Source organism: Microbacterium sp. ARD31 (genome assembly GCF_031844425.1).
In genome coordinates, this window is the sequence record NZ_JAUZVE010000028.1 from 64,251 (window position 1) to 89,282 (window position 25,032).

Consider the following 25,032-nt stretch of genomic DNA (forward strand, 5'->3'; position numbering starts at 1 on the left):
CACCATGTCCTCGCCGCAGCCGCTCATCGACGTCCACGACCTCCAGCGCACCTTCGACGTCCGCCGTCAGGTGGAGGGCCGGCGGCGCCGCACCCGCGAGCAGGTCCAGGCCGTCCACGACCTCACCTTCTCCGTCACCGCGGGCGAGATGGTGGGCTACATCGGCCCGAACGGCGCCGGGAAGTCCACCACCATCAAGATGCTCACCGGCATCCTCGTGCCGACCGGTGGGCGGGTCAGGGTCGCGGGCCTGGACCCCAGCCGCCAGCGCGTCGAGCTGGCCCGGCGCATCGGCGTGGTCTTCGGGCAGCGGTCGACGCTGTGGTGGGACCTCCCGCTGCGCGACTCCTTCGACCTGCTGCAGAAGATGTACCGCATCCCGCCCGCGCGCTACCGGGAGAACCTCGACCGGTTCATCGACCTGCTCGACCTCGGCGGACAGCTCGACACCCCGGTGCGCCAGCTCAGCCTGGGCCAGCGGATGCGGGGCGACATCACCGCGGCACTGCTGCACGACCCCGAGGTGGTCTACCTCGACGAGCCGACCATCGGCCTGGACGTGGTCAGCAAGGGTCGGCTGCGCGAGTTCCTGCGGGCGCTCAACGCCGAGCGCGGCACCACCCTCCTGCTGACCACCCACGACCTCCAGGACATCGAGGCGCTGTGCGACCGGGTGATCGTGATCGACCACGGCACCGCGGTGTACGACGGCTCGCTCGCCGGGCTGCACGCGCAGGGCGGCTCGACGCGCACCCTCGTCGTCGACCTGGTCGACGAGGCCGGGCCGATCGAGGTGCCGGGCGCGACGGTGCGCAGGGTGGAGGGCCCGCGCCAGTGGCTGTCCTTCCCGGCCGAGGCCAGCGCCGCGCCCGTCGTGGCCGCGGTGGCGGCGGCGTACGACGTCGCGGACCTGTCGATCCAGGAGCCCGACATCGAGGACGTGATCCGCGACCTCTACTCGCGCGGCGCCTGAGCGGAGCTCAGCCGGCCAGGCCGGGGTGGTTCTCCGCGTCCCGCTCGGGCGAGGTGAGCGGCAGTCGCTCGAGCACCAGCAGCGCCCGGTCGTCGTCGCCGCGCGGCACCTTCTTGAGCACGCGCTTGGGCATTCCCGTGAAGCCGCGCGCGTCCACCGCCTGCAGCGCTTGGTCGCGGAGCCAGTCGATGCCGTCGTCGAGGTCGCGGTCGGACGTCTCCACGACGCCGTCGGTGTAGAACATCAGCGCCTCGCCCGGCTGCAGGCGGCCCCGGCTGGGCGTGAAGTCGGCCTCCTCGATGACCCCCAGCGCCATCCCGCGGGCGTTGTCCACGGTCCAGCCGCGCTGGCCGAGGTGCCAGTGCAGCGCGGGCGGGTGCCCGGCGCTGGTGATCGTGTAGTCCCCGGTGACGAGGTCGACCTTGAGGTGCACCGCGGTCGCCAGCGACTCGTCCGACTCCTGGCGCAGCAGGAAGTGGTTCGCGGCGGACATCAGCTCGGCGGGCGGCAGCGCACCGATGAGGCCGCCGAGCGCCCCGGCGAACTGGAGCGCCTGCGGGCCGACGGACGTCCCCTTGCCGCAGACGTCGACCAGCGCCATCTCCAGCCAGCGGCCGTCGCGCAGGTCGGCGACCAGGAAGTCACCGGCATAGCTGGGGCCGTTCGCGGTGATCGTCGCGGACTGCGAGCGCCACCCCACCGGCAGCGGCGGCACCACGCCCTGGCGCTGGAGCCGGTCGCGCAGCTGGGTCAGCACCGCCTCGCTCAGCGCCATCGGCAGCCCGGACCGCTGGCGGCTGGACTGGTAGAGCACGAGCACGGCACCGAGGGAGAGGATCAGCAGGCCGAGGACCGCGCGCTCCCCGACCAGCCCGGACTCCACCGAGCTCCAGACCGCAGCGGCGATGACGCACGGCGTGAGGACCAGGAGGGGCCCGAAGCGCAGCAGCATGACGCCGAGCATGAGGTAGAGGAACCACAGCGTGACGGGCACGGACGTGCCGGCGAGCAGGACGGGCGTCATGGACAGCCCCACCATGCCGATCAGCAGGCCGAGCAGGAAGAGCTGGCTGCCGCGGGACCCCGTGCGCCAGCCCTCGATGCGCTGCTGGACGTACGAGGAGAACCCTCGGACCATGCTCCCTCGCGCGCTCGACACCGGCCAAGACTAGAGCGGCGCCCGTGACAGCCGAGGCCTAATGGGGAAACTGTTGCCGCACCGTGAACGTCCTCACAGCAGCCGTGGGGACGCGCGGTTCGGACCTCTCGGCTCGATAGTCTCGGCCCATGTCGCTGGTCCCCCTGCAGGCCGACCTCCTCGGCCCTGACTACCGCGTCGAGACCTTCTCCCTGCCGCCCGACGAGGAAGGCCCGGTCGTCGCCACGCTGGTGACGCTGGCGCCGGAGCAGCCGAACGGACGGGCGGTCCTCCACGTCCACGGGTTCGCCGACTACTTCTTCCACACCGAGTACGCCCGGTGGTGGGCCGACCGCGGCTACACCTTCTACGCGATCGACCTCCGCAAGTACGGCCGCTCCCTGCGCGAGCACCAGACGGCCAACTACGTCGCCGACCTCAACGAGTACTTCGGCGAGATCGACCTCGCGTGGTGGCGGATCACCCAGCGCGACGGACACCGCGAGGTCGTGGTCTCGGGCCACTCGACCGGCGGGCTGACCGTGTCGCTGTGGGCACACGAGCGGCGACCGGCCGAGCTCCTCGCCCTCGTGCTCAACTCACCGTGGTTCGACATGCAGGGGGCGGCCTGGCTGCGAAGCCCGGCGACCCGCGTCGCCCTCGACCGCATCGGCGGCAGCCGCCCGCTCCAGGAGATCCCACGCCGGATCAGTGGGGTCTACGGACGCACGCTCCACCGCGACCACGGCGGCGAGTGGGACTACGACCTGGCCTGGAAACCGCTGGAGTCCCGCCCCGTGTACGTCGGCTGGCTCAGGGCCGTGCGCCGCGGGCACGCCCAGCTGCACGCCGGCCTGGACGTGCGGTGCCCCACCCTGGTCCTCTCCTCGGCGCGCTCCGCCTTCGGCGACGACCTCGGCGAGGACGCGTTCACCCACGACATCGTGCTCGACGTCGCGCAGATCCGGCGCTGGGCCTCGTCGGTGGGCCGGCACGTCACCTCGGTCGCGATCGACGGCGCGATGCACGACGTGGTCCTGTCCCGCCCCGAGGCCAGGGCCCGGGCGTACGCCGCCCTCGACACCTGGCTGCGCGCCTGGGTCGAGACCCCCTCAGACGAGCAGGGCGACGAGCGCGGTCAGGCCGACGAGGGCGATCACCGCGCGTAGCAGGTTCGGTGCCAGCCGGCGACCGACCGTCGCACCGACCTGGCCGCCGACGACGGAGCCGAGCGCGATCAGCCCGGCGACCAGCCAGTCGATGTCCGCCACCGCGACGAAGACGAGCGCCGCGACCGCGTTGACGATCAGCGCGAGCACGTTCTTGGTGGCCGTGTGCCGCTGCAGCGAGTCGGCCACCCCGATGCCGAGGATGGCCATGAGCAGCACGCCCTGCGCGGCGCCGAAGTACCCGCCGTACACGCCGGCCAGGGCCACGGCCGGCCACACCCACCACACGCCGTGGTCGGGGATGCCGCCGCGCGACTCGGCGCGGGCCGCGACCGCCCGCTGGATGCGGGGGCCGAAGATCACCAGCAGCACCCCGAGCAGGATGAGGGCCGGGACGATCGCGTCGAAGGCCGCGGACGGCAGCCGGAGCAGCAGCAGCGCGCCGGCGATCCCGCCGAGCAGGGAGGCGACGCCGAGGCGGAGGGCGCGGCCGCGCTGGCCGGCCAGCTCGCGGCGGTAGCCGACGACGCCGGACATGCTGCCGGGCACCAGGCCCACGGTGTTGCTGACGTTGGCGGTCACGGGAGGTACGCCGAACGCGAGCAGGGTCGGGAACGTGATCAACGTCCCCGACCCCACCACGGTGTTGATGGTGCCGGCCGCCACTCCGGCGAGGGTGACCAGCACCATCTCGAGTGGACTCATGCGATCGGACTCACTGGCCGGCGGGTGCCCCCGGGTCGAGCGGGTCGACGGCGCCCCCGGAGCCGGAGGCCGGGTCCGTCGTGGACGAGGGCAGCGACTTGCCGGGGTTCGCGGCGCTCTCGGCCTCGGCGATCGCCTGCTGCACGGCCTCGCTCGTCGCGCGCGTCTCCGGGTCGTCGGACCCGCGCGGCAGCTGCGGCTCGGACGCGCCCATGTCGACCCGCTTGCGGGGCGTGGCGTCGCGCGGGATGCCGGCGACCTCGTGGATCGAGGAGCCGAGGCCCTCGAGCGCCTTGGTGATCTCGGAGGGGATGACCCACACCTTGTTGGCGTCGCCCTCGGCGATCTTGGGCATCATCTGGAGGTACTGGTAGGCGAGCAGCGACTGGTCGGGCTGGCCGTCGTGGATGGCCTGGAAGACCGTCTGGATGGCCTGGCCCTCACCCTGGGCGCGCAGGATCTGCGCCTCCCGGTCGGCCTGGGCGCGCAGGATCTGCGACTCGCGGTCACCCTCGGCGTTGAGGATCGCCGACTGCTTGTTGCCCTCGGCGGTCAGGATCGCGGACTGCCGCTGGCCCTCGGCGGTGAGGATCAGCGCCCGCTTGTCGCGGTCGGCGCGCATCTGCTTCTCCATCGCGTCCTTGATGGACGGCGGCGGGTCGATGCCCTTGATCTCGACCCGGTTCACGCGGATGCCCCACTTGCCGGTCGCCTCGTCGAGCACCCCGCGCAGCCCGTTGTTGATCTCCTCGCGGGAGGTCAGCGTCTGCTCGAGGTCCATGCCACCGACGATGTTGCGCAGCGTGGTCATGGTGAGCTGCTCGACGGCCTGGATGTAGTTGGCGATCTCGTAGGTCGCGGCCACCGGGTCGGTGACCTGGAAGTAGATGACGGTGTCGATGGACACCACGAGGTTGTCCTCGGTGATCACCGGCTGGGGCGGGAAGCTCACGACCTGCTCCCGCAGGTCGATGAGGTAGCGCACCTTGTCGATGAACGGCACGACGATGTTGAGGCCCGCCGGCAGCGTCTGCTTGTACTTGCCGAACCGCTCGACGATGGCCGCGCGCGCCTGGGGCACGATGCGGACCGTCTTGGCGAGCAGGACGACCACGAACAGGACGACGAGCAGGAACAGGACCAGCAAGGCGGTCGGCATTAGGTCTCCCCCGATCTGTGTGGGTCTGCGTGTGGAGCTCGTGTGGTGCTGGGTGTGTGCTGGATGTGCCGGCGGCCGCGCGGCTCAGGGCTCGAGGGTGGCCACCGGGTGGACGTAGGCGGTCGCACCCTTGATCTGGAGGATCTCGACCGTCTCGCCCGGTGCGATGCGGAGGTTCTCGTCGTACGGCAGTGCGCTCCAGATCTCGCCGCCCGCCCGGATCCGGCCGGCCGAGAGACCGGTGATCTCCTCGGTGACCAGGCCGCGGGTGCCGACGAGCTTGCCGTGACCGAGCGCGAGCTCGGGACCGCTGTGCAGGCGCTTGACGAAGGCGGGCCGGACGAGCGCGAGCATCGCCACCGACGTCGCCAGCGCGGCGATGACCTGGACGGCGACGGGCAGGCCGATGATCGCCGCGATCATCCCGACCGCCGCTCCGGCCGCGAGCATGGCGAGGATCAGGTCGAGGCTGAACATCTCGGCCACGCCGAGGACGATCGACAGCGCCAGCCAGCTCTCCCACAGGTGGTCGCGGATCCAGTCCATGGCCAGACCCTATCCACTCACGGCCAGCGGATTCAGCGCGACGGGCGGCGGCGCGCGGCGAAGCGGTCGTTGGCCCGGCTGAGCAGCAGCGGCATGGCGAAGGTCTCGGAGAGCGACGCCTCGGTGACCACGTCGTCGACCGGCCCTGCGTCGACCACCCGGCCCTCGCGCAGCAGCAGTGCGTGGGTGAACCCGGGCGGGATCTCCTCGACGTGGTGGGACACCAGCACCGTGGCCGGGGAGTCGGGATCGAGGGCGACCTCGGACAGCGTCGCCACGAGGTCCTCGCGGCCGCCGAGGTCGAGTCCGGCGGCCGGCTCGTCGAGCAGGAGCAGCTCGGGGTCGGTCATCAGCGCGCGGGCGATCTGCACCCGCTTGCGCTCGCCCTCGCTGAGCGTCCCGAACGTGCGCTCGAGCAGGTGGCTCGCCCCGACGTCGGCGAGCAGCCGGGCCGCGCGGTCGTGGTCGAGGTCGGCGTACTCCTCGCGCCAGCGGCCGACGACGCCGTAGGACGCGGAGACGACGACGTCCTTGACGAGCTCGTCGCGCGGGATCCGGTCGGCGAGCGCAGCGCTCGTCAGGCCGATGCGCGGACGCAGCTCGAAGACGTCGGTGGTGCCGAGCACCTCGTCGAGGATCCCCGCGACACCGGAGGTGGGGTGCAGCTGGGCGGCCGCGACCTGGAGCAGCGTGGTCTTGCCGGCGCCGTTGGGACCCAGCACCACCCAGCGCTCGTCCTCCTCCACCAGCCAGCTCACGTCGTCGAGGAGCAGGGTCCGGCCACGGCGCACCGTGACCCCCGCGAACTCGATGACGGCGACCATGCCGGTCACCCTATCCAGCGCGCCGCGCGCGGCCGTGACCAACACGACGGTCGACGACCGGCGAGTAGCCTCGCCCGCGATGTCCGCGCACCCGTCATCCTCCTCATCCCCCGCCTCCCCCGCCCTGCCGCACTCCGCCGCCCTGGCGTGGTGGCTCACCGCATGGCTGCGGGGGCACGAGCAGACCGACCACGTGCTCGACGTGCTGGCCGCGGACACGCACCTGCTCGAGGGCGGTTCGGCGCTCGACCTGCTCGCCCGCGCACGTGCCACCGGGGCGGCGTACGCCGGTGTGGCGCTGCCCGTCGACGGCGACCCGCTGGGCCTGGGCGGCCCGCGCCCCTTCAACGAGGCGGCGCTCGAGGCGGGACAGGCCGTGGTCGCCGGCACGCTCGGGCTGGTGCCGGTCGAGCAGGCGGACACCGTGCAGTGGCGGGCCTTCGAGGCCGCCCCCCGCCAGGTCCCTGACGTCGGCGAGGCGGACCGGGCGCTGCGCGAGACGCTCCTCGGCGCGGCCGGGGACCTCGCCGAGCTCGACGTGGCGCGGTGGCGCCCCGAGGCGGCGGACGCGTTGATGAACCTGCACCACCGCCCGAGCCTGGCGGCACCCCTGGGCACGCCGCCGCGGTGCGTCGACCTCGCGGCACGCGGCCTGCAGGCCTGGGCGATCGTGGACCTCGCCCTCGTCGACGACGGCGGGGCGCTGTCGTCCTACGAGGTCGAGCGACGGCGCGGCCTGCTCCAGCCGCTGGCACGCAGCGCCCGGCGGGCCGTCGTCGCGGCCTGCTCCCCCGAGGTGTGGCCGCCCTCCTGAGCGAGGGTCGGTCAGTGCTCGCCGGCGCTGGCCCACACGCCGAGCACGTTGCCGCTCGAGTCGGCGAAGAGGAATCGCCGGCCCCCGGGGAAGTCGTAGGGAGCCTCCGTGACGGTGCCGCCGGCGGCCTCGACCGCCGCGACGGTGGCGTCGAGGTCATCGGAGTACAGCAGCACCAGGGCGCCGCCGGGCCCCGTGGGACCGGCGGGGTTGAGGCCACCGATTTCCCCCTCACCCGCGGGGTCGCGGATGCCGGAGTAGTCGGGGCCGTAGTCGTTGAACTCCCACCCGAAGGCCCGGGCGTAGAAGTCCTTGGCGACCGCGAGGTCGCTGGCGCCGAGCTCGATGTAGTCGATGGTGTGGTGGATCTGGCTCATGCCGCGACGCTACGGCGCAGCACCGACAACGCGATGGGAGCTGCCGGCGCCGGGCGTCAGCTGCCGTACTGGCCGCTGCCGTAGGGAGGCGGCGTGGTCGGCGGCTGGTAGGTGCCGGGCGCGCCCTTGGGGTTGGGGCCGTACTGGTTGTCGGACGTGGAGTCGGTGCAGAACCACACGATGAGGATGATCCAGCCGATGATCGGGATGAGGCCGATGAGGATCCACCAGCCGTTCCGGCCGGTGTCGTGCAGGCGGCGTACGCCGACGGCCAGCGACGGCAGGAACAGGACCAGGCCGACGAGCGTGTTGACGAGCCCACCGCTGGTGTTGTCGTAGTCGGTGCCGAGGAACGCGTCGAGGATGCTGGTGACGATGCTGACGAGGAACGTGAACAGCGCGAAGTACCAGTACTCCGAGCGCCGGGCACGCCCGGAGAAGTCGACGAACTTGGACAGACAGGTCCGGATGGCCGTCATGAAGTCCATGGAAACCCCCTGGTCGGGTGGCGACCCGTGGCCCGGGCAGCCCGCGCCTGCAACGTAGGGCATCCGCAGCCTCCGGGCCAGCACCTCGCGGTGCGGTGCGACCGCTGCGCGGACCGGTCCCGCTGCCGACGGGCGACCGGACTAGCCTTCGGACCACCATGGAAGACGAGCCGAAGACGCTGCTGGTCACCCTCACGGGCAAGGACCGACCGGGCGTCACGTCCGCGATGTTCGACGCGCTCGCCGCCGCCGGTGTCGAGGTCGTCGACATCGAGCAGATCGTGCTGCGACGCCGGCTGCTGCTCGGCATCCTGGTCACCGCGCCGCGCGACTGGAAGAAGCTGCGCGACGTGATCGAGCGCACCGCCGCCGAGCTCGACATGACCGTCGAGGTCGACCGCGGCGCCGGTGACAACCGCAGCCGTGGCGGCGACCGGTCGCACATCACGCTGATCGGCAGCCCCCTCAAGGCCTCGGCCGTGGCCGCGGTCGCGGGGCGGATCGCCGACTCCGGCGCGAACATCGACCGGATCGAGCGGATGGCCCGCTACCCGGTGACGGCGATCGAGCTGCACGTGTCGGGGGCCCCCGCCGACACGCTGCGACCGCTCCTCGCCGCCGAGGCGGCCCGGCTCGGCATCGACCTCGCCGTCCAGCGCGAGTCGCTGCACCGGCGCGGGGTCCGGCTGATCGTGATGGACGTCGACTCCACCCTCATCCAGGGCGAGGTGATCGAGATGATCGCCTCCCACGCCGGCCAGGAGGCCGAGGTGGCGCGCGTCACCGAGGCAGCGATGCGCGGCGAGCTGGACTTCGAGGAGTCCCTGCGCGAGCGGGTGGCGCTCCTCAAGGGCGTGCCGGCCAGCGCCCTGGACGAGGTCTACGACTCGATCGTCCTCGCCCCCGGGGCCCGCACGATGGTGCGCACGCTGCGCCGGCTGGGCTACCGCTTCGCGATCGTCTCCGGCGGCTTCACGCAGATCACCGACCGGCTCGCGGCCGAGCTCGGCATCCACTTCGCCCGGGCCAACGAGCTCGAGATCGTCGACGGCCTGCTGACCGGTCGCATCGTCGGCGACGTGGTCGACCGCGCCGGCAAGGCGGCCGCGTTGCGCGAGTTCGCGGCCGAGGTCGGCGTGCCGCTCGACGCGACGATCGCCATCGGCGACGGGGCCAACGACCTCGACATGCTCAACGCGGCCGGCCTCGGCATCGCCTACAACGCCAAGCCGATGGTGCGCGACGCCGCGCACACGTCGGTCAACGTCCCCTACCTCGACACCGTCCTCTACCTCCTCGGCATCTCGCGCGAGGAGATCGAGCAGGCGGACGCCGAGGTCGGCATCGTCACGCCGTCGCCGCCGCTGCTGGACTGAGCCTCCCCACAGCGACGCAACCGTCCACCTCGGGGTCGGTCACGACCTCCGTCGCCAGGCCGGCCCGCTCCAGGGCCTCGGTCGTCAGCGCGACCTGTCCGGGACTCGTCTCCACGACGAGCACCCCACCGGGCGCCAGCCAGCGCGGCGCCCCGAGGGCGAGTCGGCGGTGGAGATCGACCCCCTCCTCGCCGCCGTCGAGCGCGGCACGCGGCTCGTGCTCGCGCGCCTCCGGCGGCATCGACGCGATCCGTCGGGTGGGGACGTACGGCGCGTTGGCAGCGAGCACGTCGACCCGGCCGGTGAGGTCGACCGGGAGGGCGTCGTACAGGTCGCCGAGGTGGAGGCGGGCCGTCGGCGCGTTCTGCCGGGCGCAAGCGAGGGCGGGCTCGCTGAGGTCGGCGGCGTGCACCTCGCCCGCCCCGTCGAGGACTGCCGCCACCGGCGCGACCCCGCAGCACATCTCGACCACGACCGGGCGCTCGACGAGGGCGGCTCGCGCGAGCGCGGTGCGCGCCAGCAGCTCGGTACGACGCCGCGGCACGAAGACGCCGGGCGCGACCACCAGGCGGCGACCCAGGAACCCGACCCAGCCGAGCACGAGCTCGAGCGGCTCGCCGGCGACCCGGCGCGCCACCAGCGCGTCGAGCTCCGAGGCGGACCCCGCCGCCTCCTGCAGCAGGGCGGCCTCGTCCTCGGCCCACACGCAGCCGGCCGCCCGCAGCCGGGCCACCACGGCCTCGTCGGGCGGGGGCGTCACCCGTCGCCGACGTGGAAGGACGTGAGGCGGCAGGTGCCCGGCCCGACCGTGGTCCAGTCGCCGCCGAGGGTGAACACCGCCAGGCCGGACGTCGGGAAGCCTCGCGTGATGAGGGCGGTCGTGGCGTCGGCGTCGCCGTCGCCGTCGTCGAGCAGCTCGGCGACGTAGGCCATCGTCGGGTTGTGCCCGATGACCAGGAGGGTCGTCGTGGCGGGGTCGGTCTCGCGGAGCAGGTCGATGGCGGCGTCCGGCCCGGCGGCGTAGAGGGCGGAGGAGAGCTCGGGCTCGAGGTCCCATCCGGCCCCGTCGGCCACGGCCGCCCAGGTCTCCTGCGTGCGGAGGGCGTCGGAGACCAGCGCGGCGTCGGGGTCGACGCCCTGCTCGCGCAGCCAGCGACCGGCCTCCGCGGCGTCGGCGCGTCCCCGGGGCGCCAGCGCTCGCTCCCGGTCGGAGGGACCGGTGGCCTCCGCCTTGCTGTGGCGCATCACGACGAGTCGTCGCACCGCGCTGCTCGTTGACTCCTGCATCCCCCAACCCTTCCAGCCGCTAGCCTGCCTGTCATGCCCAACGGACCACTCATGATCATCGGTGGTGCCGAGGACAAGGTGCGCAAGCCGACCATCCTCAAGCACTTCGTCGCCCTCAGCGGTGGCCGGGACGCACGGATCGCCGTCATCCCGACGGCCTCCTCGCTCGGGCGCGAGGTCGTCGACGTCTACGACGCGCTGTTCACGAAGTTCGGGGCGGCCAGCGTCGACGCCGTACGTCCCGAGACGCGCGACCAGGCCCACGACCCCGCCCTCGTCAAGGCGCTCGACGACGCGACGGGCATCTTCATGACCGGCGGCAACCAGCTCAAGCTGTCGTCCGTCGTGTGCGGCACGCCGGTGGGTGAGGCGATCCTGCGCGCCCACCAGCGTGGCGCCGTCGTCGCCGGGACCTCGGCCGGTGCGAGCATCCAGTCCTCGCACATGGTCGCCTTCGGCGTGGGCGGCTCGACCCCCAAGCAGCGGATGACCCAGGTGGCCGCCGGGCTCGGTCTGGTCGACACCACGGTGATCGACCAGCACTTCGACCAGCGCAACCGCTACGGCCGCCTGCTGATGATCGTCGCCCAGAGCCCGCAGCTGCTGGGCATCGGCGTCGACGAGGACACCTGCGGGCTCGTCGAGGTGGTCGACGGCGACTCCGTCATGCGGGTGATCGGCAAGGGCGCGGTGACGGTCTTCGACGGCGCGCGGATGGTCTCCAACGCCTACGAGGCCAAGCGCTCCAGCCCGCTGCTGGCCAGCGGGGTGGTGTTCCACGTGCTCCCTGAGGGCGCGGCCTTCAACCTCACGACCCGCGCGCTGGTGCCGCAGGAGCCCGCCGTCGATCCCGAGGAGGCGGTCGAGCTCGCCGAGGCGAGCCGCGACCTGCGCCAGCTCGCCCGCGACATCGCCGCAGCCGACGCGACCCCCGAGGCGATCAAGCGCCGGCTCAAGCTGCGACGTACGCGCTCGCCCCAGACCCCCGACCCGACCCAGGGAGACCACTGATGAGCGAACGGCCCACGCCGGACCTGCAGATCGTCGACACCCGCGTCTACCGCGGGCCCAACGTGTGGTCCTACGACAAGTCGATCCACCTGGTGGTCGACCTCGGGTCGCTCGAGCAGTTCCCCTCCAACACCATCCCGGGCTTCTCCGACGACCTCGTCGCCATGCTGCCCGGCCTGCGCGAGCACTCGTGCTCGCGCGGGCGCCGCGGCGGCTTTCTCGAGCGGCTCAACGAGGGCACCTGGCTCGGGCACGTCGCCGAGCACGTCGCGCTGGCGCTGCAGCAGCTCGTCGGCCACGACATCCGGCGCGGCAAGACCCGCCAGGTCAAGGGCCAGGTGGGGCGCTACAACATCATCTACGGCTACATCGACGAGAACGTCGGCCTCACCGCGGGCCGGCTCGCGGTCCGCCTCGTCAACCACCTCGTCGAGGGCGACCCCGACTTCGACTGGGAGGCCGAGCGCGACGACTTCATCCGGCGGGCCGAGCGGACGGCGTTCGGGCCGTCCACGCAGGCGATCGTCGACGAAGCGGTCTCGCGCGACATCCCGTGGATCCGGCTCAACCAGTACTCCCTGGTCCAGCTCGGGCAGGGCGTCCACGCCAAGCGCATCCGCGCCACCATGACGTCCGAGACGTCGTCGATCGCCGTCGACATCGCGTCCGACAAGGACCTCACCACCAAGCTGCTCGGGGCGGCCGGCCTGCCGGTGCCCAAGCAGGAGTCGGTGCGCAGCGAGGACCAGGCCGTCGCGGCGGCACGCCGGATCGGCTACCCCGTCGTGCTCAAGCCGCTCGACGGCAACCACGGCCGGGGCGTGTGCCTCGACCTGCAGGACGAGGACGACGTACGCGCTGCCTTCCCCATCGCCCACGGACAGTCGCGCCGCGGCAACGTCATCGTCGAGTCGTTCGTCACCGGCAAGGACTACCGCTGCCTGATCATCGACGGCCGGATGGTCGCGATCGCCGAGCGCGTGCCCGCGTCGGTCACCGGCGACGGGACGTCGACCATCCAGCAGCTCGTGGACCTCACCAACGCCGACCCGCGTCGCGGCGTCGGCCACGAGAAGGTGCTCACCCGGATCAAGGTCGACGACGCCGCCATCGAGGTGCTCGCCGACCAGGGCCACACCCTCGACTCGGTCCCGGCCGAGGGCGAGATGGTCAAGCTGGCGCTCACCGGCAACATGTCGACCGGCGGCATCTCGATCGACCGCACCTTCGAGGCGCACCCGGAGAACGTCGAGATCGCCGAGGAGGCCGCGCGGATGGTCGGCCTCGACATCGCCGGCATCGACTTCATCTGCCCCGACATCACCCAGCCGGTGCGCGAGGCCGGGGGCGCGATCTGCGAGGTCAACGCCGCGCCGGGCTTCCGGATGCACACCCACCCGACCATCGGCGAGCCGCAGTTCATCGCCAAGCCGGTGGTCGACATGCTCTTCCCGCCCGGCGCGACGTCGCGGATCCCGATCGTGGCCGTGACCGGCACCAACGGCAAGACGACCACCAGCCGGATGATCAGCCACATCTTCAAGGGCATGGGCCGCAAGGTCGGCATGACGTCCACCGACGGCGTGGTCATCGACGAGCGCCTGGTCATCCGGGCCGACGCGTCGGGACCACGCTCGGCGCGGATGGTCCTGCAGAACCCCAGGGTCGACTTCGCCGTGTTCGAGGTCGCGCGCGGCGGCATCCTGCGCGAGGGCCTCGGCTACGAGCGCAACGACGTCGCGGTCGTGCTCAACGTGCAGCCCGACCACCTCGGCATGCGCGGCATCGACACCGTGGAGCAGCTCGCCGACGTGAAGGCCGTGATCGTGGAGGCGGTGCCGCGCGACGGTCACGCCGTGCTCAACGCCGACGACCCGCTGGTGCGCGAGATGCGCCGGCGGTGCTCCGGGCAGGTCGTGTGGTTCTCCATGGAGGAGCCGGGGAGCGAGACCCGCGACATGATCGACGCGCACTGCCGTCGCGGCGGCAAGGCGATCGTGCTCAACCCCAGCGACCGCGGCGAGATGATGGTCGTGCAGCACGGCCGCCGGGAGATGCAGCTCGCCTGGACCCACCTGCTGCCGGCGACCTTCAGCGGCCGGGCGCGGATGAACGTCCAGAACGCGCTGGCCGCGGCCGCCGCCGCCTTCGCCGCCGGTGCGCCCCTGCACGACATCCGCCAGGGGCTGCGCACGTTCTCGACCAACTACTACCTCTCCCCCGGCCGCCTCAACGAGGTCGAGGTCAACGGCGTCAACGTGATCGTCGACTACTGCCACAACGCGCCCGGCATGAAGATGCTCGGCGACTTCGTGGACCGCGTCGGCGACTCGATCGCGTCCTCGCACGACCTGGCCCGCCCGTCGCGCATCGGCATCATCGCCACGGCCGGCGACCGCCGCGACCAGGACATGCGCGAGCTAGGGCACATCGCGGCCCAGCACTTCGACGTCTGCATCGTCCGCGAGGACGTCGCGCTGCGCGGCCGCGAGCGGGGCGAGACCGCCGGCCTCGTGCTCGAGGGGGTGCGCGCCGCGATGTCGGAGGGTGCGCGCTGCAAGCAGGCGGAGCTGGTGCTCGAGGAGATCGACGCCGTCCGCCACGCGATGAGCCGGGCCAACCGCGGTGACCTGGTCGTGGTCTGCGTCGACAAGCACGCCGAGGTGATGGCCGAGCTGGAGAGCTGGTCCGGCGACGCCCAGGCCGGCTCCGTCGCCAACCCCGACGCGCCGTCGGCCGACCCCGACTACTCCCCGCCCGTGGACTCCTGAGCCGCCCTGACCTTCGCGGAGAGGACCTCGGGCGTGTCGGCCGTGCCGCGGTGGGCGGCGATCCAGTCGTAGGCCTGCTCCCGCTCGGCGTGGCACATCAGCCCGACCACGTCGCCGGGCCGCGCCCGCTCGACGAGGGCGGCGAGGCACTCGACCTCGGTCGGGTAGGTGTCGATGTCCGTGACCTTCACGCGCGCCGCCCCTGCCCGGAGCAGGATGTCGATCTCGTCCATGGTGCGCCCGCGCAGGTAGTGCGCCTTGTGGCCGATCGCCACCACGTCGCTGCCCTTCGCGCCGATCTCGCCGAGCGCGTCGATCAGCTCGTCGGTGCGGTCGCCGACGGCGCCGAGGCCGAGGAGCAGCCGGGCACCGGGGCGGCGTACGCCCGCCATGATCTCCAGCAGCGCCTCGAGGCCCGCCTCGTTGTGGGCGAGGTCCATGACGACGGACACCTCGCCGGGCAGCGAGAAGAAGTTCATCCGCCCGGGGTTGTGCTCGGGGTCGGGCCGGAACGACGTCAGCCCGGCGACGACGTCCGCCCTCGGCAGGCCGATCGCGAGCGCGGCGGACGCCGCGGCCAGGGCGTTCTCGATGTTGAAGCGTGAGAGGCCGGCGAGCGTCATCGGGACGTCGACCAGCTCGACCAGCGGGTCGGGGTCGGTGCCCGGCGCGAGCACGGTGACCCAGCCGTCGATCACCGTCGTCGCGCGGCCGCCGTCGGTGAGCACCTCCCGGACGGCCGGCGAGTCCGGGTCGCGGCTGAAGATCCAGGGCTGGGCAGAGATCACGGCGCGCATGGCGAGGACCCGCGGGTCGTCGCCGTTGAGCACCGCCCAGCCGTCCTTGCGGGTGATCCGCGGGACGACGGACTTCACCTCGGCGAGCTGGTCGACGGTGTCGATGCCCTGGAGGCCGAGGTGGTCGGCGGTCACGTTGGTCACCACCGAGACGTCGTTGCGGGTGATGCCGATGCCCTTGAGCAGGATCCCGCCGCGCGCGGTCTCGGTGACCGCGAACTGGACGCCCTCGAGCCCCAGCGCGCGACTCGCGCCCGACGGGCCGGAGTAGTCGCCCGCCTCCACCAGGACGCCGTCGCGGTAGATGCCATCGGTGTTGGACCACCCGACGACCAGGCCACTCGTGCGCGCGATGTGGGCGATCATCCGGCTGGTGGTGGTCTTGCCGTTCGTGCCGGTGACCGCCACGACGGGAATGCCGGGAGTGATGGTGGTGGGTCGCTCTCCCCACTCGGCGTCGGCGACCTCCGCGGCCGCCGCGCTCACTGCCGCGTCGAGGTCCGGGGTCGGCAGCGCGTCGAGCGCGTGGGCGACGGCCTCGCCGAGTGCGCGCGCACGTCCGCGGTTGCGCCACGGGAAGGCCACGACCAGCACGTCGGGGTCGGACGTCGGGCGCACGCGCACCGCGAGCCGCCGTGTGCCCGCCTCGCTCGCGATCGCGCGCACCAGCCGCTCGACGGCCCGCACCGCGAAGCGGGCCCGGAAGCCGGACCCGGCCGCTCCGGGCCGCGTCGTGCGCAGCCCGATCCGGCGGGCGAAGCGCAGGACCGCCTCGTCGCTCGCCTCGGTGATGGTCGAGACGTCGAGCGTGAGCTTCACCGCGGCACGCGGGAAGTAGAGGTTGGGGCCTTCGAGGATGCGGAGCTCGACGAGGGAGGTCACCGCAGGAAACTAGCGGACCGCAGGCCCGCCCCCACAGGCCCGGTCAGAGACCCATCGCGTGGAAGCCGCCGTCGACGTGGACGATCTCGCCGGTGGTCGCCGGGAAGAAGTCGCTGAGCAGCGCGACCACGGCCTGGGCGGTCGGGGTGTGGTCCGACTCGTCCCAGCCGAGCGGGGCACGGTCCTTCCACGCCGACTCGAGGTCCTCGAAGCCGGGGATCGCCTTGGCCGCGAGCGTCTTCAGGGGACCGGCCGACACCAGGTTGCAGCGGATGCCCTCCGGGCCGAGGTCGCGGGCGACGTACCGGCTGGTGTTCTCCAGCGCCGCCTTCGCGACCCCCATCCAGTCGTAGGCCGGCCACGCGGTCGTGGCGTCGAAGGTGAGCCCCACGATGGAGCTCCCGCGCGTGAGCAGCGGCTTCGTCGCGACGGCGAGCGACTTCAGCGAGTACGCCGACACCTGCACGGCCTGCGCCACGTCGTCCCACGGCCCGTCCATGAACTTGCCGCCGAGCAACGTCTCGGGGTTGCCGTAGGCGATGGAGTGGACGACGCCGTCGAGGCCGTCGACGTGCTCGCGGACCTGGTCGGCGAGGCCGGCGAGGTGGTCCTCGTCGGTCACGTCCAGCTCGAGGACCGGCGGCTCCTGCGGCAGGCGCTTGGCGATGCGCCTGGTGATGCCGAGCGCGCGGCCGAAGTTGGAGATCAGGACGGTCGCGCCCTGCTCCTGGGCGATGCGGGCGGTGGCGAAGCCGATGGAGCTGTCCATCGTGACGCCGGCGACGAGGATGCGCTTGCCGTCGAGGATTCCCATGTGCGTGTGTCCTTTGCTGTCGCGTGCGGTCGCGGTGGGGTCGCGGTGGGTCGGGGTGGGTCGGGTCGGTCAGTGGCCCATGCCGAGGCCGCCGTCGACCGGGATCACGGCCCCGGTGACGTAGGCGGCGCCGTCGGAGGCGAGCCAGGTGACCGCCGAGGCGATCTCGGCGGGCGAGGCGTAACGGCCCAGCGGCACCTGGGTGCGGATGGCGGCCTTCTGCTCGTCGGTCAGCACCTCGGTCATGTCGGTCTCGACGAATCCCGGCGCGACGACGTTGGTGGTGATCGAGCGGCTGCCCAGCTCGCGGGCCAGGGAGCGCGCGAGGCCGACCAGGCCGGACTTGGAGGCGGCGTAGTTGACCTGTCCGGCGGAGCCGAGCAGGCCCACCACCGAGGAGATCAGGATGATCCGGCCGCGTCGCTGCCGCAGCATGCCCTTGGCGGCGCGCTTGGCCAGCCGGAAGGTGCCGGTGAGGTTGGTGTCGATGACCGAGGACCAGTCGTCCTCGCTCATCCGCAGCAGCAGCGTGTCCTTGGTGATGCCCGCGTTGGCCACCAGCACCTCGACCGGGCCGTGCGCCTCCTCGACCTGGGCGAACGCCGCCTCGACGGCCGCGGGGTCGGTGACGTCGCACCGCACGTCGAGCGCACCGTCGGGGGCGCCACCGTTGCGGGTCGTCACGGCGACCTTGTCGCCGAGCTCGAGGAACGCCTCGGCGATCGCGCGGCCGATGCCGCGGTTGCCTCCGGTCACGAGGACGGAGCGGGAGGCGGGACTGGATCCGGGAGTCTCGGTCACGCCCACGACGCTAGTGATTACCGCTGGGTAGGAGGAATCACTCGTCCTCGAGGCGGAAGCCGACCTTCATGCCGACCTGGAAGTGCTCGACCTGGCCGTCCTTGGCCTGGCCGCGGATCTGCGTCACCTCGAACCAGTCGATGTGGCGCAGCGTCTGGCCGGCGCGCTGGATGCCGTTGCGGACGGCCTGGTCGATCCCCTCCGGGGAGGTGCCGACGATCTCGGTGACGCGGTAGGTGCGGTTGGTCATGGCGTGCTCCTTGACGTGGGGCGGGTGCTGCGGCACCGGACGCGGGTCGCGGCCGGACAGCGGTCGTGGGCGGCCGGGGCCAAGGCGGCCGGCCGTCCGCCGTCGAGCCTAGCGACGTACGATGGGGGCATGGCTAAGCACGACGCCGTACGCATCACCACGGCTCGCAGCAGCGCGGCCGAGGACATGAGGTCTCGCCAGCGCCGCTACGCGCTGTCGATGACCATCCGGCTGGTGTGCTTCGTCGCCGCCGTGGCGGTCGGCCCCGGCGCGCTCCGGTGGGTGCTGGTCGGTTGCGCGGTGTTCCTGCCGCTGTTCGCGGTCATCATGGCGAACGCCGGCGACCAGCGCGACGACGGATTCACGCTCCCGGACGGGCCACCCGCCCATGAACTCACGGCGGGCGAGGGCGACGACTGAGGAAAACACGTTCTTCGCGTGTCGCTGGCCGAAAGTTTGGTCTTCACCTATCGGCCGTGCAATGATCCCGGCAACGGCCGCAGCATCCCCCGTCTGCGGTCGTTTCGAAGTGCCGGACAGCTTCCCCCCGTGGCTGTCCGGCACTTCCCTTTTCCCCCTGCGCACCCACGGAGGTCACCGATGGAGCTCGACCGCGAGATCTGCTCGGCCAAGGGCTGCCAGGCCGACGCCGCGTGGGACCTGCTGTGGAACAACCCCAAGATCCACACCCCCGACCGGCGCAAGACCTGGCTGGCCTGCGACGACCACCGCGAGTCCCTCTCGGACTTCCTCGGCGCGCGCGGGTTCCTCAAGGAGGTCGTCGCGCACCCAGCGGGGTGAGACTGGCCGCGAACCGTCCACAGGCGGTCCGGAGACGGAGATCTCCACAGCCCCGTCAGCGGTCGCGACTGGTTGTCGGTGGCGAGCAGGAGCGTGGTCTGCATGCCCGAGTCGTCAAGGTCTCAGCACCCGATCCTCGTCGCGGCGACCGACATCCGCGCGTCGCTGAAGTCCGTCGCCGACTCCAACCCGACGTTCATGACCGTCGACGAGAAGGCAGCCGCGCTCGTCGAGCTGGTGCGCGCCGATGCCCAGCTGGCCGAGCTGCGCCTGCGGATCCTCGGCGATGCAGGGGACCTCGCCGAGTCGACAGCAGCACGTGACGCCGCTGGATGGCTCGCGCAGGTCACCCGCACCCGCTTCGCCGACGCTCGCGCTGACCTCCGTCTCTCGGCGGCGCTGGACCGCGATCGCCAGATGCTCGCCGCCGCGATGCGCGCGGGCGAGGCGACGCTCACGCAGGCACAGGTCATCCACCGAGCGCTCGAGGCGCTGCCTGCCTGCGTGGGCGCCGAGACCGTCGCCGCGGCGGAGGCGCACCTCGTCGAGCGTGCGGCCGAGTTCGGCCCGAAGGAGCTCGGCCGCATCGGTCGACGGATCCTCGACGTCGTCGCACCTGAGATCGCCGAGCAGGCCGAAGCCGCACGGCTCGCCGACCTCGAGGCCCACGCCTCCCGCAAGACCCGGTTGACCCTCCGGCGGCTCGGCGACGGGACCACTCGGTGCTCCGGCATCCTCCCCGACCACGCCGCCACCAGGTTCGCCACGTACCTCGAGGCGTACGCCAGCCCGCGCGTCGCCCGCGAGCCAGACACCTCCGGCGACGGTGACCCGCTCTCCCGACTCCCCCGCCCTCAGCGACTCGGCCATGCCTTCGTCCAGCTCCTCGAGTCCATGGATCCCGACCGCCTCCCGATCCACGGAGGCGACGCGACCACCGTTGTGGTCACGATCCCCGTCGCTTCGCTTCAGGCAGACCTCGCAGCGGCGGACCTGATCGGGGCCGGCCTCGTGCCCGGCGACGAGCTGACCGGCGACCGGATCACAGCCGGTCAGGCCCGCAGGCTCGCGTGCACCGCGAAGATCCTGCCCGCCGTCCTCGACGGCGACAGCGTGCCCCTCGACCTCGGCCGGTCACGTCGGCTGTTCACGCCTTCTCAGCGCAAGGCCCTTCTCATCCGCGACCGCACCTGCCGAGCCGAGGGCTGCGACGTCCCGGGCACCTGGTGCGAGGCCCATCACCTCCACCCCTGGTGGCAGGGCGGCGCCACCGACCTCCACAACGCCGTCCTGCTCTGCAGTCACCATCACCACCGCGTGCACGACCCGACCCACCGCAACGAGCGGTTGCCCGACGGGGACGTCCGGTTCCACCGACGCAGATAGAGGGGTGGCTCGAAGAACGCTCGGGCGCCGTCGAGGCGCCCGATTCGCCCACTATGACGCCGCCAGCACTTGCCGAGCTCGCGCCTGGCCCCTCGGTTGGAGGCATTGACGTCTCCTGGCTTCTGCAGGTGAAGAGTGTCTGCACAAGCTCCCGCTTAGTGATCCATCCACGGGCGCCTGGGCTCGCTGGGGTCGTAGCTCTTCGCGTACTCCAATTTCGCGCTACGTCCATGGCCGGGTCGTGCCGGCTCCCATTCTCGACGCCATTCGGCGTATCGCTGCTGGGCCTTGAGGTCGGTCCGTATGTCCGCGCTGATTGCTTCCTTTATGCCTTTTGCGCCGTTGAGGCCACCCTTGTCGACGGTCGCTCCGTACAGGAGTGCATGTTCTAAGCGCGCGCCAGAAAGCGACGCCCCCGTCAAGTCCGCGCCCCTAAGGTCTGCGCCTCGGAGATCAGCGTCCGTCAGATTCGCGCCGCGCAACACAGCACCTTCCAGGTCAACGCCCGTCAACTCAGCCTTCTCGAAGCTCGCTTGGCTGAAATCTGCGCTGGGCGCACGCGCCCAGGACAAGTCGGCGTGGTCGAATATGGCGCCGGCACCCCGCACGTCCATCATGTTGCTTTCCCAAAGATGGGCACTCTTGAAGTCGGCGTTTTCGAGCGATGCATTCACCAAAATTGCTTGGCGAAGAGACGTCGCGCGAAGTAGGCATCCCGATAGATTGGACTCACTCATGTCCACGCCATCCGCGAACTGGAAAGATTCGAGATTTCCGCCGGCGAAGTTGCTTGATCGCAGATTTACTGAGACCCACTCACCCTCGTAGTCCGACCGTTGGTCGACCGCCTTCCCAAGTTCAGTGAGGGCGGCCATTACATCGAGTGCTACCCCTGTGGCGGCAAGCCGAGTCCCGTCGCGGACGAATGCCGCCAGAACCTCGGTCACGGTCTGGCGGTCGCCTGGAGAGTCACGCGCTACCCTAGCCAGCGCGTATATGCCGCCTAAGCGGATACTCATGGATTCGCTACCCAACTGCTGGACTGCTTCGGTATATCGCCCAGTGGCGTTTGCATCTCTATCAAGTTGGTGCCGAAGGTGCGTGTACACCAGAGTGATGCCTGCACCCAATGCGCCCATGACCGCCAGAAGAGTGCGTCTCTCCTGCGTGATCGTATTGGCATACTCGGCCGCAGTTAGTCCCGCCCGGTCAACCAACAGCTCTGGAAGTTGGTAGAGAACTGCGCTGACCGCTAGCGCAAGCGTGGTGCCTGCCAGAATCCCATTCTTTAGGGGACTTGCTGCCTCGCTTCCGGCGAGAAACCCGGCTTGTCGTACCCACGACCGACGCCATTGAGGGCTTTGGATCGCGATCAATATGAGGATTGCCACGAAGGCATAGAAGATAAGGGAGGCGTCTGACAACCACTTAACGATAGTCGCCCACGGGAGTTCGACCCAAGCCGCATAGCCAGCCACGTAAATGAGAGGTGTCAAAAAGAGGAACAGCAATGCGAAACTTAGAGGCGCTAGGGTGTCGCCGACTTCAAAGTGTGTGTAATCGGCACGCCGCAGGACAACCATCGTGCCAAATCCAACTATCACCACAATTCCGAAAGTCCAGATTCCGCCAGAAAGCGCGTCTCTGCCAGCGCGGAGGAGATCGGTCTGGCCGTCCCATTCTAGGGTGGCCCCTATTGCAAGCCCGAGGCCAAGGGCCGCCCCGACGTAGATCGGCGCATCGCTTAACCGGTCGAAGAACTGGCCGATGGATAGGTAGGCCCAGACCACAAGATGGAAAGCGAGCCAAGTAAGCGGCAACAGTGCCCACGGATAGTGGTCTCGGAAAAACGAGAGTACGGGTGCCAGATCCTGGGCTTTCTGCACAAGTATCCAAGCCACTAAACCCGCAGTCACGCCGAGGCCAACCGCAAGCCACCGCGCCATCCGCAGGCTGGTGGGCGCCGCGTAACTCTCTTCGTCATACGAATCGTAGTAATCGTCCCTGTAGTTAGGACGACGCTCGCGAATGAATCCCCTCACGACGCCACCCTATGGTCACGTCCCGCCTCGGTGCAGTGGTCTGCTGATAGAGATCGGTGTCGGACCGACTGGCGCACTCCTCAAGTCGCAGGACTCGACGGCGCTTCCGTCTCCTGTACCCGGCCTACGCGGACAAGAACAAAAGCTTCGAAATCAACGTGCCTTCGTGGGTGCCGACGCCGAGCGAGAACGGCTCGTACGTCCCCTAGGGTGGGCGCATGGCTGAAGGCGACATGACGTTCCGAGCGGTCTTCCCTGAGTGGGACCGAGCGATCACGTTCGAGGACGTCCACGATCTACTGGCCCGCGTCGAGGCTTTGGTCTGGGTAGGCGTCGTCAACACTGAGCAGATGAGGCACGACCAACTGGGACGAAGCAAGGTCGGCCAGACGCTCGTTGAGCGCCAGACAATCCACTCTATCCGGTACGCCTCCCCGTTCGAGATTCTGTTCTCCATCACGGCTGCAACGGGCGCGGTGAGCGCCGCCGGCGTAGGACTCCTGTCGCTGTGGAACAAGTACCAAGACGCCCGCATGAAGACCGCGAGTGCGGACACCTTCGTCTCGGCACATCAGCTCATACGCGACCACTTGCAACTTCAGAACCAAGGCGGGTACGACGTTCGCCAAATCGACCTAGCTGCAAGCGCCATTGGGATGTTGGAGGTCTTAGAGCCGGTCGAGGACCAGGAATCGAGCTAGAACAGATCGACTGGAACCGTCTCGTCCGCACTCGCGAGAGCTGCGGAGGTCTCGTCAACCCTCCAAGCGAACTGAAGGTTCTGCTACACCATTCGGTGACACATCGGCGTGACCCATTCCGCCGCCAGCCGAGCGCGGCGCGCCACAGCACGCGAGTCGCGTCGTACAACGAAACGAACCCGCCTTGTCTGCAGCGTTCCCACTGCGGAGCGTGCCCGTGCCCGAGACGGCGAAGATGCGCTAGGAGCCGCCTCCGATGACGGCCCAGCGTATGACGTACCTTGCAGTCGTGAAGAGCGAGGATGGTGACCCACGAGCCCGCCCCTCTATGATCGATTGGGTTATGGGTGGCCTGATGTTTCTCGGGCTGGCCATTACATTGCACATCCTCTTCGGTCTTGCGAGTGGCTCGACGGCCGATTGGGTCACAGCGATTGCCACGGTCGCGGCGTTGGCGGCTGCGGCTCAGGCGGCTCAGGTTGCATGGCAGCAACTCAGGATGCAGCAGCGCAGCGCTGCTGAGCTCGCTGCGGAGCGCGACGCCGCCCAGGCCGGACTGGTTGCGGGGTGGGTCTCGGTCGTGCATGTTGCACGAAATGTGAGTACTGGTCGCGTCGTTGCGTTCACCGGCCTCGATGTCACTCTCCGCAACGCATCAGACTTGCCCGTATATCAGTTGCAAGGATGGATTCGCGACCGCAAGACCGGAGGATCGCTCGCGGAGGCTCCGTTCTCGATCCAAGTGCTGGAGCCGAGTGCGGAACCTGTCAGTGAGAAGCTGAGCATGCCCACCGGGACCATGCTGAGCGTGGAAGTCTTCGGCGAAATCGATGAAGAGGACCTGCCAAGCCAGTTCCACGTGGAGTTCGAATTTCGCGACTCGCTTGGTCGATGGTGGCACCGCGGGGGCCTTGGTAGATTGACCCGATCAGAGATGACGGCAACCCAAGGCGGTGCGTCACGCCGCGAATCTGCCAATCAGGCCGATACCGACGCGCGGGCACTTTTCGAGGCTAACGTCAATCGTGTGAATCAGAACGATGCAGATCAGCACCTCGCCGGTGTCGATCGTGCGGCTCTCGTCTTTGCGGCAAGTGCTGGTGCAGTCACTCTTGCGACGGGCAATGGAGCGTGGACCGCCTTCTCGTCCTTCGTTGGTCTCCTGCTTCTAGTACTCGTCCTCGGATTCCACAGGTCCATGCCGCAACTGCGCAGCATTCGTGCGCTTGTGATGCGACTTGCCTTCGGTGGGACCGTCACGCTCTGCCTCTACATCGTTGCGTCGTGGCCGCTCCAGGAGACTTGGGCCGACATCGATCAAGCCCCAGCTGGTCCCGCACTTGCAGCGATGGTGGGCGTCTCGATCGTCATCGCTGCGCTTGAGGGCGCGATCTCTCGATTCCTCAATTGGACGTTCTGAGACTGCTGTAGCCCATTTCGCCGCGTGTCAGCGTGGGTCGAACATCCGGATCTGGCGGTCAGCGGGGTGGTGGTCAGACCCACTCCGCGTCTAGGTCCTCTGCAGCTACCCGAAGCACTCCTTCGGTGAGCGCGACCTCGTGTTCGAAGCCCGAGCGGCTGGGAAGCAACTCGCCGAGAGGTACGGATCCGTGTAATCCGACGGACTCTGTCTCTGGGTCGAGTGTCAGGGTGATCACGTTCCGATAGGTCAGCGCGAGGCCGCGCTCGTGCTTCCACTCGTTGGCCGCGAACCGCACGGTGACAGCGAAGTCCGGGCCCCCCGCTCCACAGACAAAAAGATGCAGGTCCTTGATGCACTCGGTGCTGCTGAAATCGTAATGCCCCGGCGATTCCGCGAAGGCCCGCGTGCCCGGAGGTAGTTCCTCGCAAATGCTGAGCAGGACCGCGAGGTAGGGCCGAGGGTCCAGCCAATAGCCGGCTGGTTCCGACCGAATGACG

26 protein-coding genes are annotated in these 25,032 nt (G+C 70.3%); 11 read left to right on the forward strand and 15 right to left on the reverse strand.

The window, feature by feature from the left end:
- Positions 1–4 precede the first annotated feature (4 nt).
- Positions 5–973: an ATP-binding cassette domain-containing protein gene (locus tag Q9S36_RS36325; RefSeq protein WP_311289658.1), complete on the forward strand. Its 969-nt coding sequence runs from the start codon at positions 5–7 to the stop codon at positions 971–973.
- A gap of 7 nt (positions 974–980) precedes the next feature.
- Here Q9S36_RS36325 and Q9S36_RS36330 read toward each other — a convergent pair whose 3' ends face one another.
- On the reverse strand, positions 981–2,132 hold the full coding sequence (locus Q9S36_RS36330) for a PP2C family protein-serine/threonine phosphatase (protein WP_311289659.1): 1,152 nt from the start codon (positions 2,130–2,132) through the stop codon (positions 981–983).
- Positions 2,133–2,260: 128 nt separating this feature from the next.
- Here Q9S36_RS36330 and Q9S36_RS36335 point away from each other — a divergent pair, with 128 nt between their 5' ends.
- Positions 2,261–3,280: an alpha/beta hydrolase gene (locus Q9S36_RS36335; RefSeq protein WP_311289660.1), complete on the forward strand. Its 1,020-nt coding sequence runs from the start codon at positions 2,261–2,263 to the stop codon at positions 3,278–3,280.
- Here the strand turns inward: Q9S36_RS36335 and Q9S36_RS36340 are convergent.
- The 4 genes from Q9S36_RS36340 to Q9S36_RS36355 all read right to left on the reverse strand — a co-directional run bounded on the left by Q9S36_RS36340 (position 3,224) and on the right by Q9S36_RS36355 (position 6,514).
- Positions 3,224–3,985 carry a sulfite exporter TauE/SafE family protein gene (locus tag Q9S36_RS36340; protein ID WP_311289661.1) on the reverse strand — a complete coding sequence of 254 codons (762 nt, stop codon included), beginning with the start codon at positions 3,983–3,985 and terminating at the stop codon, positions 3,224–3,226. The genes Q9S36_RS36335 and Q9S36_RS36340 overlap by 57 nt on opposite strands.
- A gap of 10 nt (positions 3,986–3,995) precedes the next feature.
- Positions 3,996–5,144 carry an SPFH domain-containing protein gene (locus Q9S36_RS36345; RefSeq protein WP_311289662.1) on the reverse strand — a complete coding sequence of 383 codons (1,149 nt, stop codon included), beginning with the start codon at positions 5,142–5,144 and terminating at the stop codon, positions 3,996–3,998.
- Between the two features lie 84 nt (positions 5,145–5,228).
- Positions 5,229–5,690: an NfeD family protein gene (locus Q9S36_RS36350; RefSeq protein ID WP_311289663.1), complete on the reverse strand. Its 462-nt coding sequence runs from the start codon at positions 5,688–5,690 to the stop codon at positions 5,229–5,231.
- A gap of 32 nt (positions 5,691–5,722) precedes the next feature.
- Positions 5,723–6,514 (reverse strand): ABC transporter ATP-binding protein, encoded by a 792-nt coding sequence (locus Q9S36_RS36355; protein ID WP_311289664.1) that lies wholly within the window; start codon positions 6,512–6,514, stop codon positions 5,723–5,725.
- Between Q9S36_RS36355 and Q9S36_RS36360 the strand changes: the two genes are divergently transcribed.
- Positions 6,513–7,328 carry a hypothetical protein gene (locus tag Q9S36_RS36360; RefSeq protein ID WP_311289665.1) on the forward strand — a complete coding sequence of 272 codons (816 nt, stop codon included), beginning with the start codon at positions 6,513–6,515 and terminating at the stop codon, positions 7,326–7,328. The genes Q9S36_RS36355 and Q9S36_RS36360 overlap by 2 nt on opposite strands.
- 11 nt (positions 7,329–7,339) lie before the next feature.
- On the opposite strand, the gene Q9S36_RS36365 is transcribed toward Q9S36_RS36360, so the two are convergent.
- Together Q9S36_RS36365 and Q9S36_RS36370 are read right to left on the reverse strand one after the other, a co-directional pair.
- On the reverse strand, positions 7,340–7,705 hold the full coding sequence (locus Q9S36_RS36365) for a VOC family protein (RefSeq protein ID WP_311289666.1): 366 nt from the start codon (positions 7,703–7,705) through the stop codon (positions 7,340–7,342).
- A 56-nt stretch (positions 7,706–7,761) separates the two neighbouring features.
- Positions 7,762–8,193 (reverse strand): DUF805 domain-containing protein, encoded by a 432-nt coding sequence (locus Q9S36_RS36370; protein ID WP_311289667.1) that lies wholly within the window; start codon positions 8,191–8,193, stop codon positions 7,762–7,764.
- 158 nt (positions 8,194–8,351) lie between these two features.
- Here Q9S36_RS36370 and serB point away from each other — a divergent pair, with 158 nt between their 5' ends.
- The gene (serB, locus tag Q9S36_RS36375) at positions 8,352–9,569 is read left to right on the forward strand and encodes a phosphoserine phosphatase SerB (RefSeq protein ID WP_311289668.1); all 1,218 of its coding nucleotides are present in this window, start codon (positions 8,352–8,354) and stop codon (positions 9,567–9,569) included.
- Here serB and Q9S36_RS36380 read toward each other — a convergent pair.
- Positions 9,541–10,329 (reverse strand): putative protein N(5)-glutamine methyltransferase, encoded by a 789-nt coding sequence (locus Q9S36_RS36380; RefSeq protein ID WP_311289669.1) that lies wholly within the window; start codon positions 10,327–10,329, stop codon positions 9,541–9,543. The genes serB and Q9S36_RS36380 overlap by 29 nt on opposite strands.
- Positions 10,326–10,856 carry a histidine phosphatase family protein gene (locus Q9S36_RS36385; RefSeq protein ID WP_311289670.1) on the reverse strand — a complete coding sequence of 177 codons (531 nt, stop codon included), beginning with the start codon at positions 10,854–10,856 and terminating at the stop codon, positions 10,326–10,328. Before Q9S36_RS36385 ends, Q9S36_RS36380 begins: the two co-directional genes overlap by 4 nt.
- Before the next feature lie 33 nt (positions 10,857–10,889).
- Between Q9S36_RS36385 and Q9S36_RS36390 the strand changes: the two genes are divergently transcribed.
- Both Q9S36_RS36390 and cphA read left to right on the forward strand, forming a co-directional pair.
- Positions 10,890–11,867 carry a cyanophycinase gene (locus tag Q9S36_RS36390; RefSeq protein WP_311289671.1) on the forward strand — a complete coding sequence of 326 codons (978 nt, stop codon included), beginning with the start codon at positions 10,890–10,892 and terminating at the stop codon, positions 11,865–11,867.
- Positions 11,867–14,638: a cyanophycin synthetase gene (gene cphA, locus Q9S36_RS36395; protein ID WP_311289672.1), complete on the forward strand. Its 2,772-nt coding sequence runs from the start codon at positions 11,867–11,869 to the stop codon at positions 14,636–14,638. The genes Q9S36_RS36390 and cphA overlap by 1 nt, the downstream gene beginning before the upstream one ends.
- Here cphA and Q9S36_RS36400 read toward each other — a convergent pair.
- The 4 genes from Q9S36_RS36400 to Q9S36_RS36415 form a co-directional block, all read right to left on the reverse strand.
- A complete protein-coding gene (locus tag Q9S36_RS36400; protein WP_311289673.1) occupies positions 14,614–16,317 on the reverse strand; it encodes a Mur ligase family protein in 1,704 nt (567 codons plus the stop codon). The genes cphA and Q9S36_RS36400 overlap by 25 nt on opposite strands.
- Positions 16,318–16,360: 43 nt before the next feature.
- Positions 16,361–17,131, reverse strand: a complete 771-nt coding sequence (gene fabI / locus Q9S36_RS36405) for an enoyl-ACP reductase FabI (protein WP_311289674.1) — start codon at positions 17,129–17,131, stop codon at positions 16,361–16,363.
- Between the two features lie 69 nt (positions 17,132–17,200).
- The gene (fabG, locus tag Q9S36_RS36410; RefSeq protein WP_311289675.1) at positions 17,201–17,932 is read right to left on the reverse strand and encodes a 3-oxoacyl-[acyl-carrier-protein] reductase; all 732 of its coding nucleotides are present in this window, start codon (positions 17,930–17,932) and stop codon (positions 17,201–17,203) included.
- Positions 17,933–17,969: 37 nt separating this feature from the next.
- A complete protein-coding gene (locus Q9S36_RS36415; RefSeq protein ID WP_311289676.1) occupies positions 17,970–18,182 on the reverse strand; it encodes a dodecin in 213 nt (70 codons plus the stop codon).
- 129 nt (positions 18,183–18,311) lie between these two features.
- Here Q9S36_RS36415 and Q9S36_RS36420 point away from each other — a divergent pair, with 129 nt between their 5' ends.
- From Q9S36_RS36420 to Q9S36_RS36430, 3 genes are all read left to right on the forward strand, one after another.
- The gene (locus tag Q9S36_RS36420; RefSeq protein WP_311289677.1) at positions 18,312–18,602 is read left to right on the forward strand and encodes a DUF3099 domain-containing protein; all 291 of its coding nucleotides are present in this window, start codon (positions 18,312–18,314) and stop codon (positions 18,600–18,602) included.
- A 180-nt stretch (positions 18,603–18,782) separates the two neighbouring features.
- Positions 18,783–18,983, forward strand: a complete 201-nt coding sequence (locus Q9S36_RS36425; protein ID WP_311289678.1) for a hypothetical protein — start codon at positions 18,783–18,785, stop codon at positions 18,981–18,983.
- A gap of 102 nt (positions 18,984–19,085) precedes the next feature.
- Positions 19,086–20,369, forward strand: coding sequence for a DUF222 domain-containing protein (locus tag Q9S36_RS36430; RefSeq protein ID WP_311289679.1), 1,284 nt, complete (start codon positions 19,086–19,088; stop codon positions 20,367–20,369).
- 155 nt (positions 20,370–20,524) lie between these two features.
- Here Q9S36_RS36430 and Q9S36_RS36435 read toward each other — a convergent pair whose 3' ends face one another.
- Positions 20,525–22,411 carry a pentapeptide repeat-containing protein gene (locus tag Q9S36_RS36435; RefSeq protein ID WP_311289680.1) on the reverse strand — a complete coding sequence of 629 codons (1,887 nt, stop codon included), beginning with the start codon at positions 22,409–22,411 and terminating at the stop codon, positions 20,525–20,527.
- 218 nt (positions 22,412–22,629) lie between these two features.
- Between Q9S36_RS36435 and Q9S36_RS36440 the strand changes: the two genes are divergently transcribed.
- Entirely contained in the window at positions 22,630–23,112 is a 483-nt protein-coding gene (locus tag Q9S36_RS36440) for a hypothetical protein (RefSeq protein ID WP_311289681.1), read from the forward strand.
- A gap of 289 nt (positions 23,113–23,401) precedes the next feature.
- Complete coding sequence (locus tag Q9S36_RS36445) at positions 23,402–24,532, forward strand: hypothetical protein (RefSeq protein WP_311289682.1); 1,131 nt, start codon at positions 23,402–23,404, stop codon at positions 24,530–24,532.
- Positions 24,533–24,605: 73 nt separating this feature from the next.
- Here Q9S36_RS36445 and Q9S36_RS36450 read toward each other — a convergent pair.
- Positions 24,606–25,032: hypothetical protein (locus tag Q9S36_RS36450; protein ID WP_311289683.1), on the reverse strand; the 427-nt coding region annotated here is incomplete at its 5' end.

Excerpts from the sequence above, each read along its gene's own strand:
- Q9S36_RS36415 (WP_311289676.1), bottom strand. The coding sequence starts at position 18,182 with ATGACCAACCGCACCTACCGCGTCACCGAGATCGTCGGCACCTCCCCG.
- cphA (WP_311289672.1), top strand. The coding sequence starts at position 11,867 with ATGAGCGAACGGCCCACGCCGGACCTGCAGATCGTCGACACCCGCGTC.
- Q9S36_RS36425 (WP_311289678.1), top strand. The coding sequence starts at position 18,783 with ATGGAGCTCGACCGCGAGATCTGCTCGGCCAAGGGCTGCCAGGCCGAC.
- Q9S36_RS36345 (WP_311289662.1), bottom strand. The coding sequence starts at position 5,144 with ATGCCGACCGCCTTGCTGGTCCTGTTCCTGCTCGTCGTCCTGTTCGTG.
- Q9S36_RS36390 (WP_311289671.1), top strand. The coding sequence starts at position 10,890 with ATGCCCAACGGACCACTCATGATCATCGGTGGTGCCGAGGACAAGGTG.
- fabI (WP_311289674.1), bottom strand. The coding sequence starts at position 17,131 with ATGGGAATCCTCGACGGCAAGCGCATCCTCGTCGCCGGCGTCACGATG.
- Q9S36_RS36430 (WP_311289679.1), top strand. The coding sequence starts at position 19,086 with ATGCCCGAGTCGTCAAGGTCTCAGCACCCGATCCTCGTCGCGGCGACC.
- Q9S36_RS36370 (WP_311289667.1), bottom strand. The coding sequence starts at position 8,193 with ATGGACTTCATGACGGCCATCCGGACCTGTCTGTCCAAGTTCGTCGAC.
- Q9S36_RS36365 (WP_311289666.1), bottom strand. The coding sequence starts at position 7,705 with ATGAGCCAGATCCACCACACCATCGACTACATCGAGCTCGGCGCCAGC.
- Q9S36_RS36325 (WP_311289658.1), top strand. The coding sequence starts at position 5 with ATGTCCTCGCCGCAGCCGCTCATCGACGTCCACGACCTCCAGCGCACC.
- Q9S36_RS36360 (WP_311289665.1), top strand. The coding sequence starts at position 6,513 with ATGCCGGTCACCCTATCCAGCGCGCCGCGCGCGGCCGTGACCAACACG.
- Q9S36_RS36355 (WP_311289664.1), bottom strand. The coding sequence starts at position 6,514 with ATGGTCGCCGTCATCGAGTTCGCGGGGGTCACGGTGCGCCGTGGCCGG.
- Q9S36_RS36420 (WP_311289677.1), top strand. The coding sequence starts at position 18,312 with ATGGCTAAGCACGACGCCGTACGCATCACCACGGCTCGCAGCAGCGCG.
- Q9S36_RS36440 (WP_311289681.1), top strand. The coding sequence starts at position 22,630 with ATGGCTGAAGGCGACATGACGTTCCGAGCGGTCTTCCCTGAGTGGGAC.
- Q9S36_RS36350 (WP_311289663.1), bottom strand. The coding sequence starts at position 5,690 with ATGGACTGGATCCGCGACCACCTGTGGGAGAGCTGGCTGGCGCTGTCG.
- Q9S36_RS36335 (WP_311289660.1), top strand. The coding sequence starts at position 2,261 with ATGTCGCTGGTCCCCCTGCAGGCCGACCTCCTCGGCCCTGACTACCGC.
- serB (WP_311289668.1), top strand. The coding sequence starts at position 8,352 with ATGGAAGACGAGCCGAAGACGCTGCTGGTCACCCTCACGGGCAAGGAC.
- Q9S36_RS36340 (WP_311289661.1), bottom strand. The coding sequence starts at position 3,985 with ATGAGTCCACTCGAGATGGTGCTGGTCACCCTCGCCGGAGTGGCGGCC.
- Q9S36_RS36385 (WP_311289670.1), bottom strand. The coding sequence starts at position 10,856 with ATGCAGGAGTCAACGAGCAGCGCGGTGCGACGACTCGTCGTGATGCGC.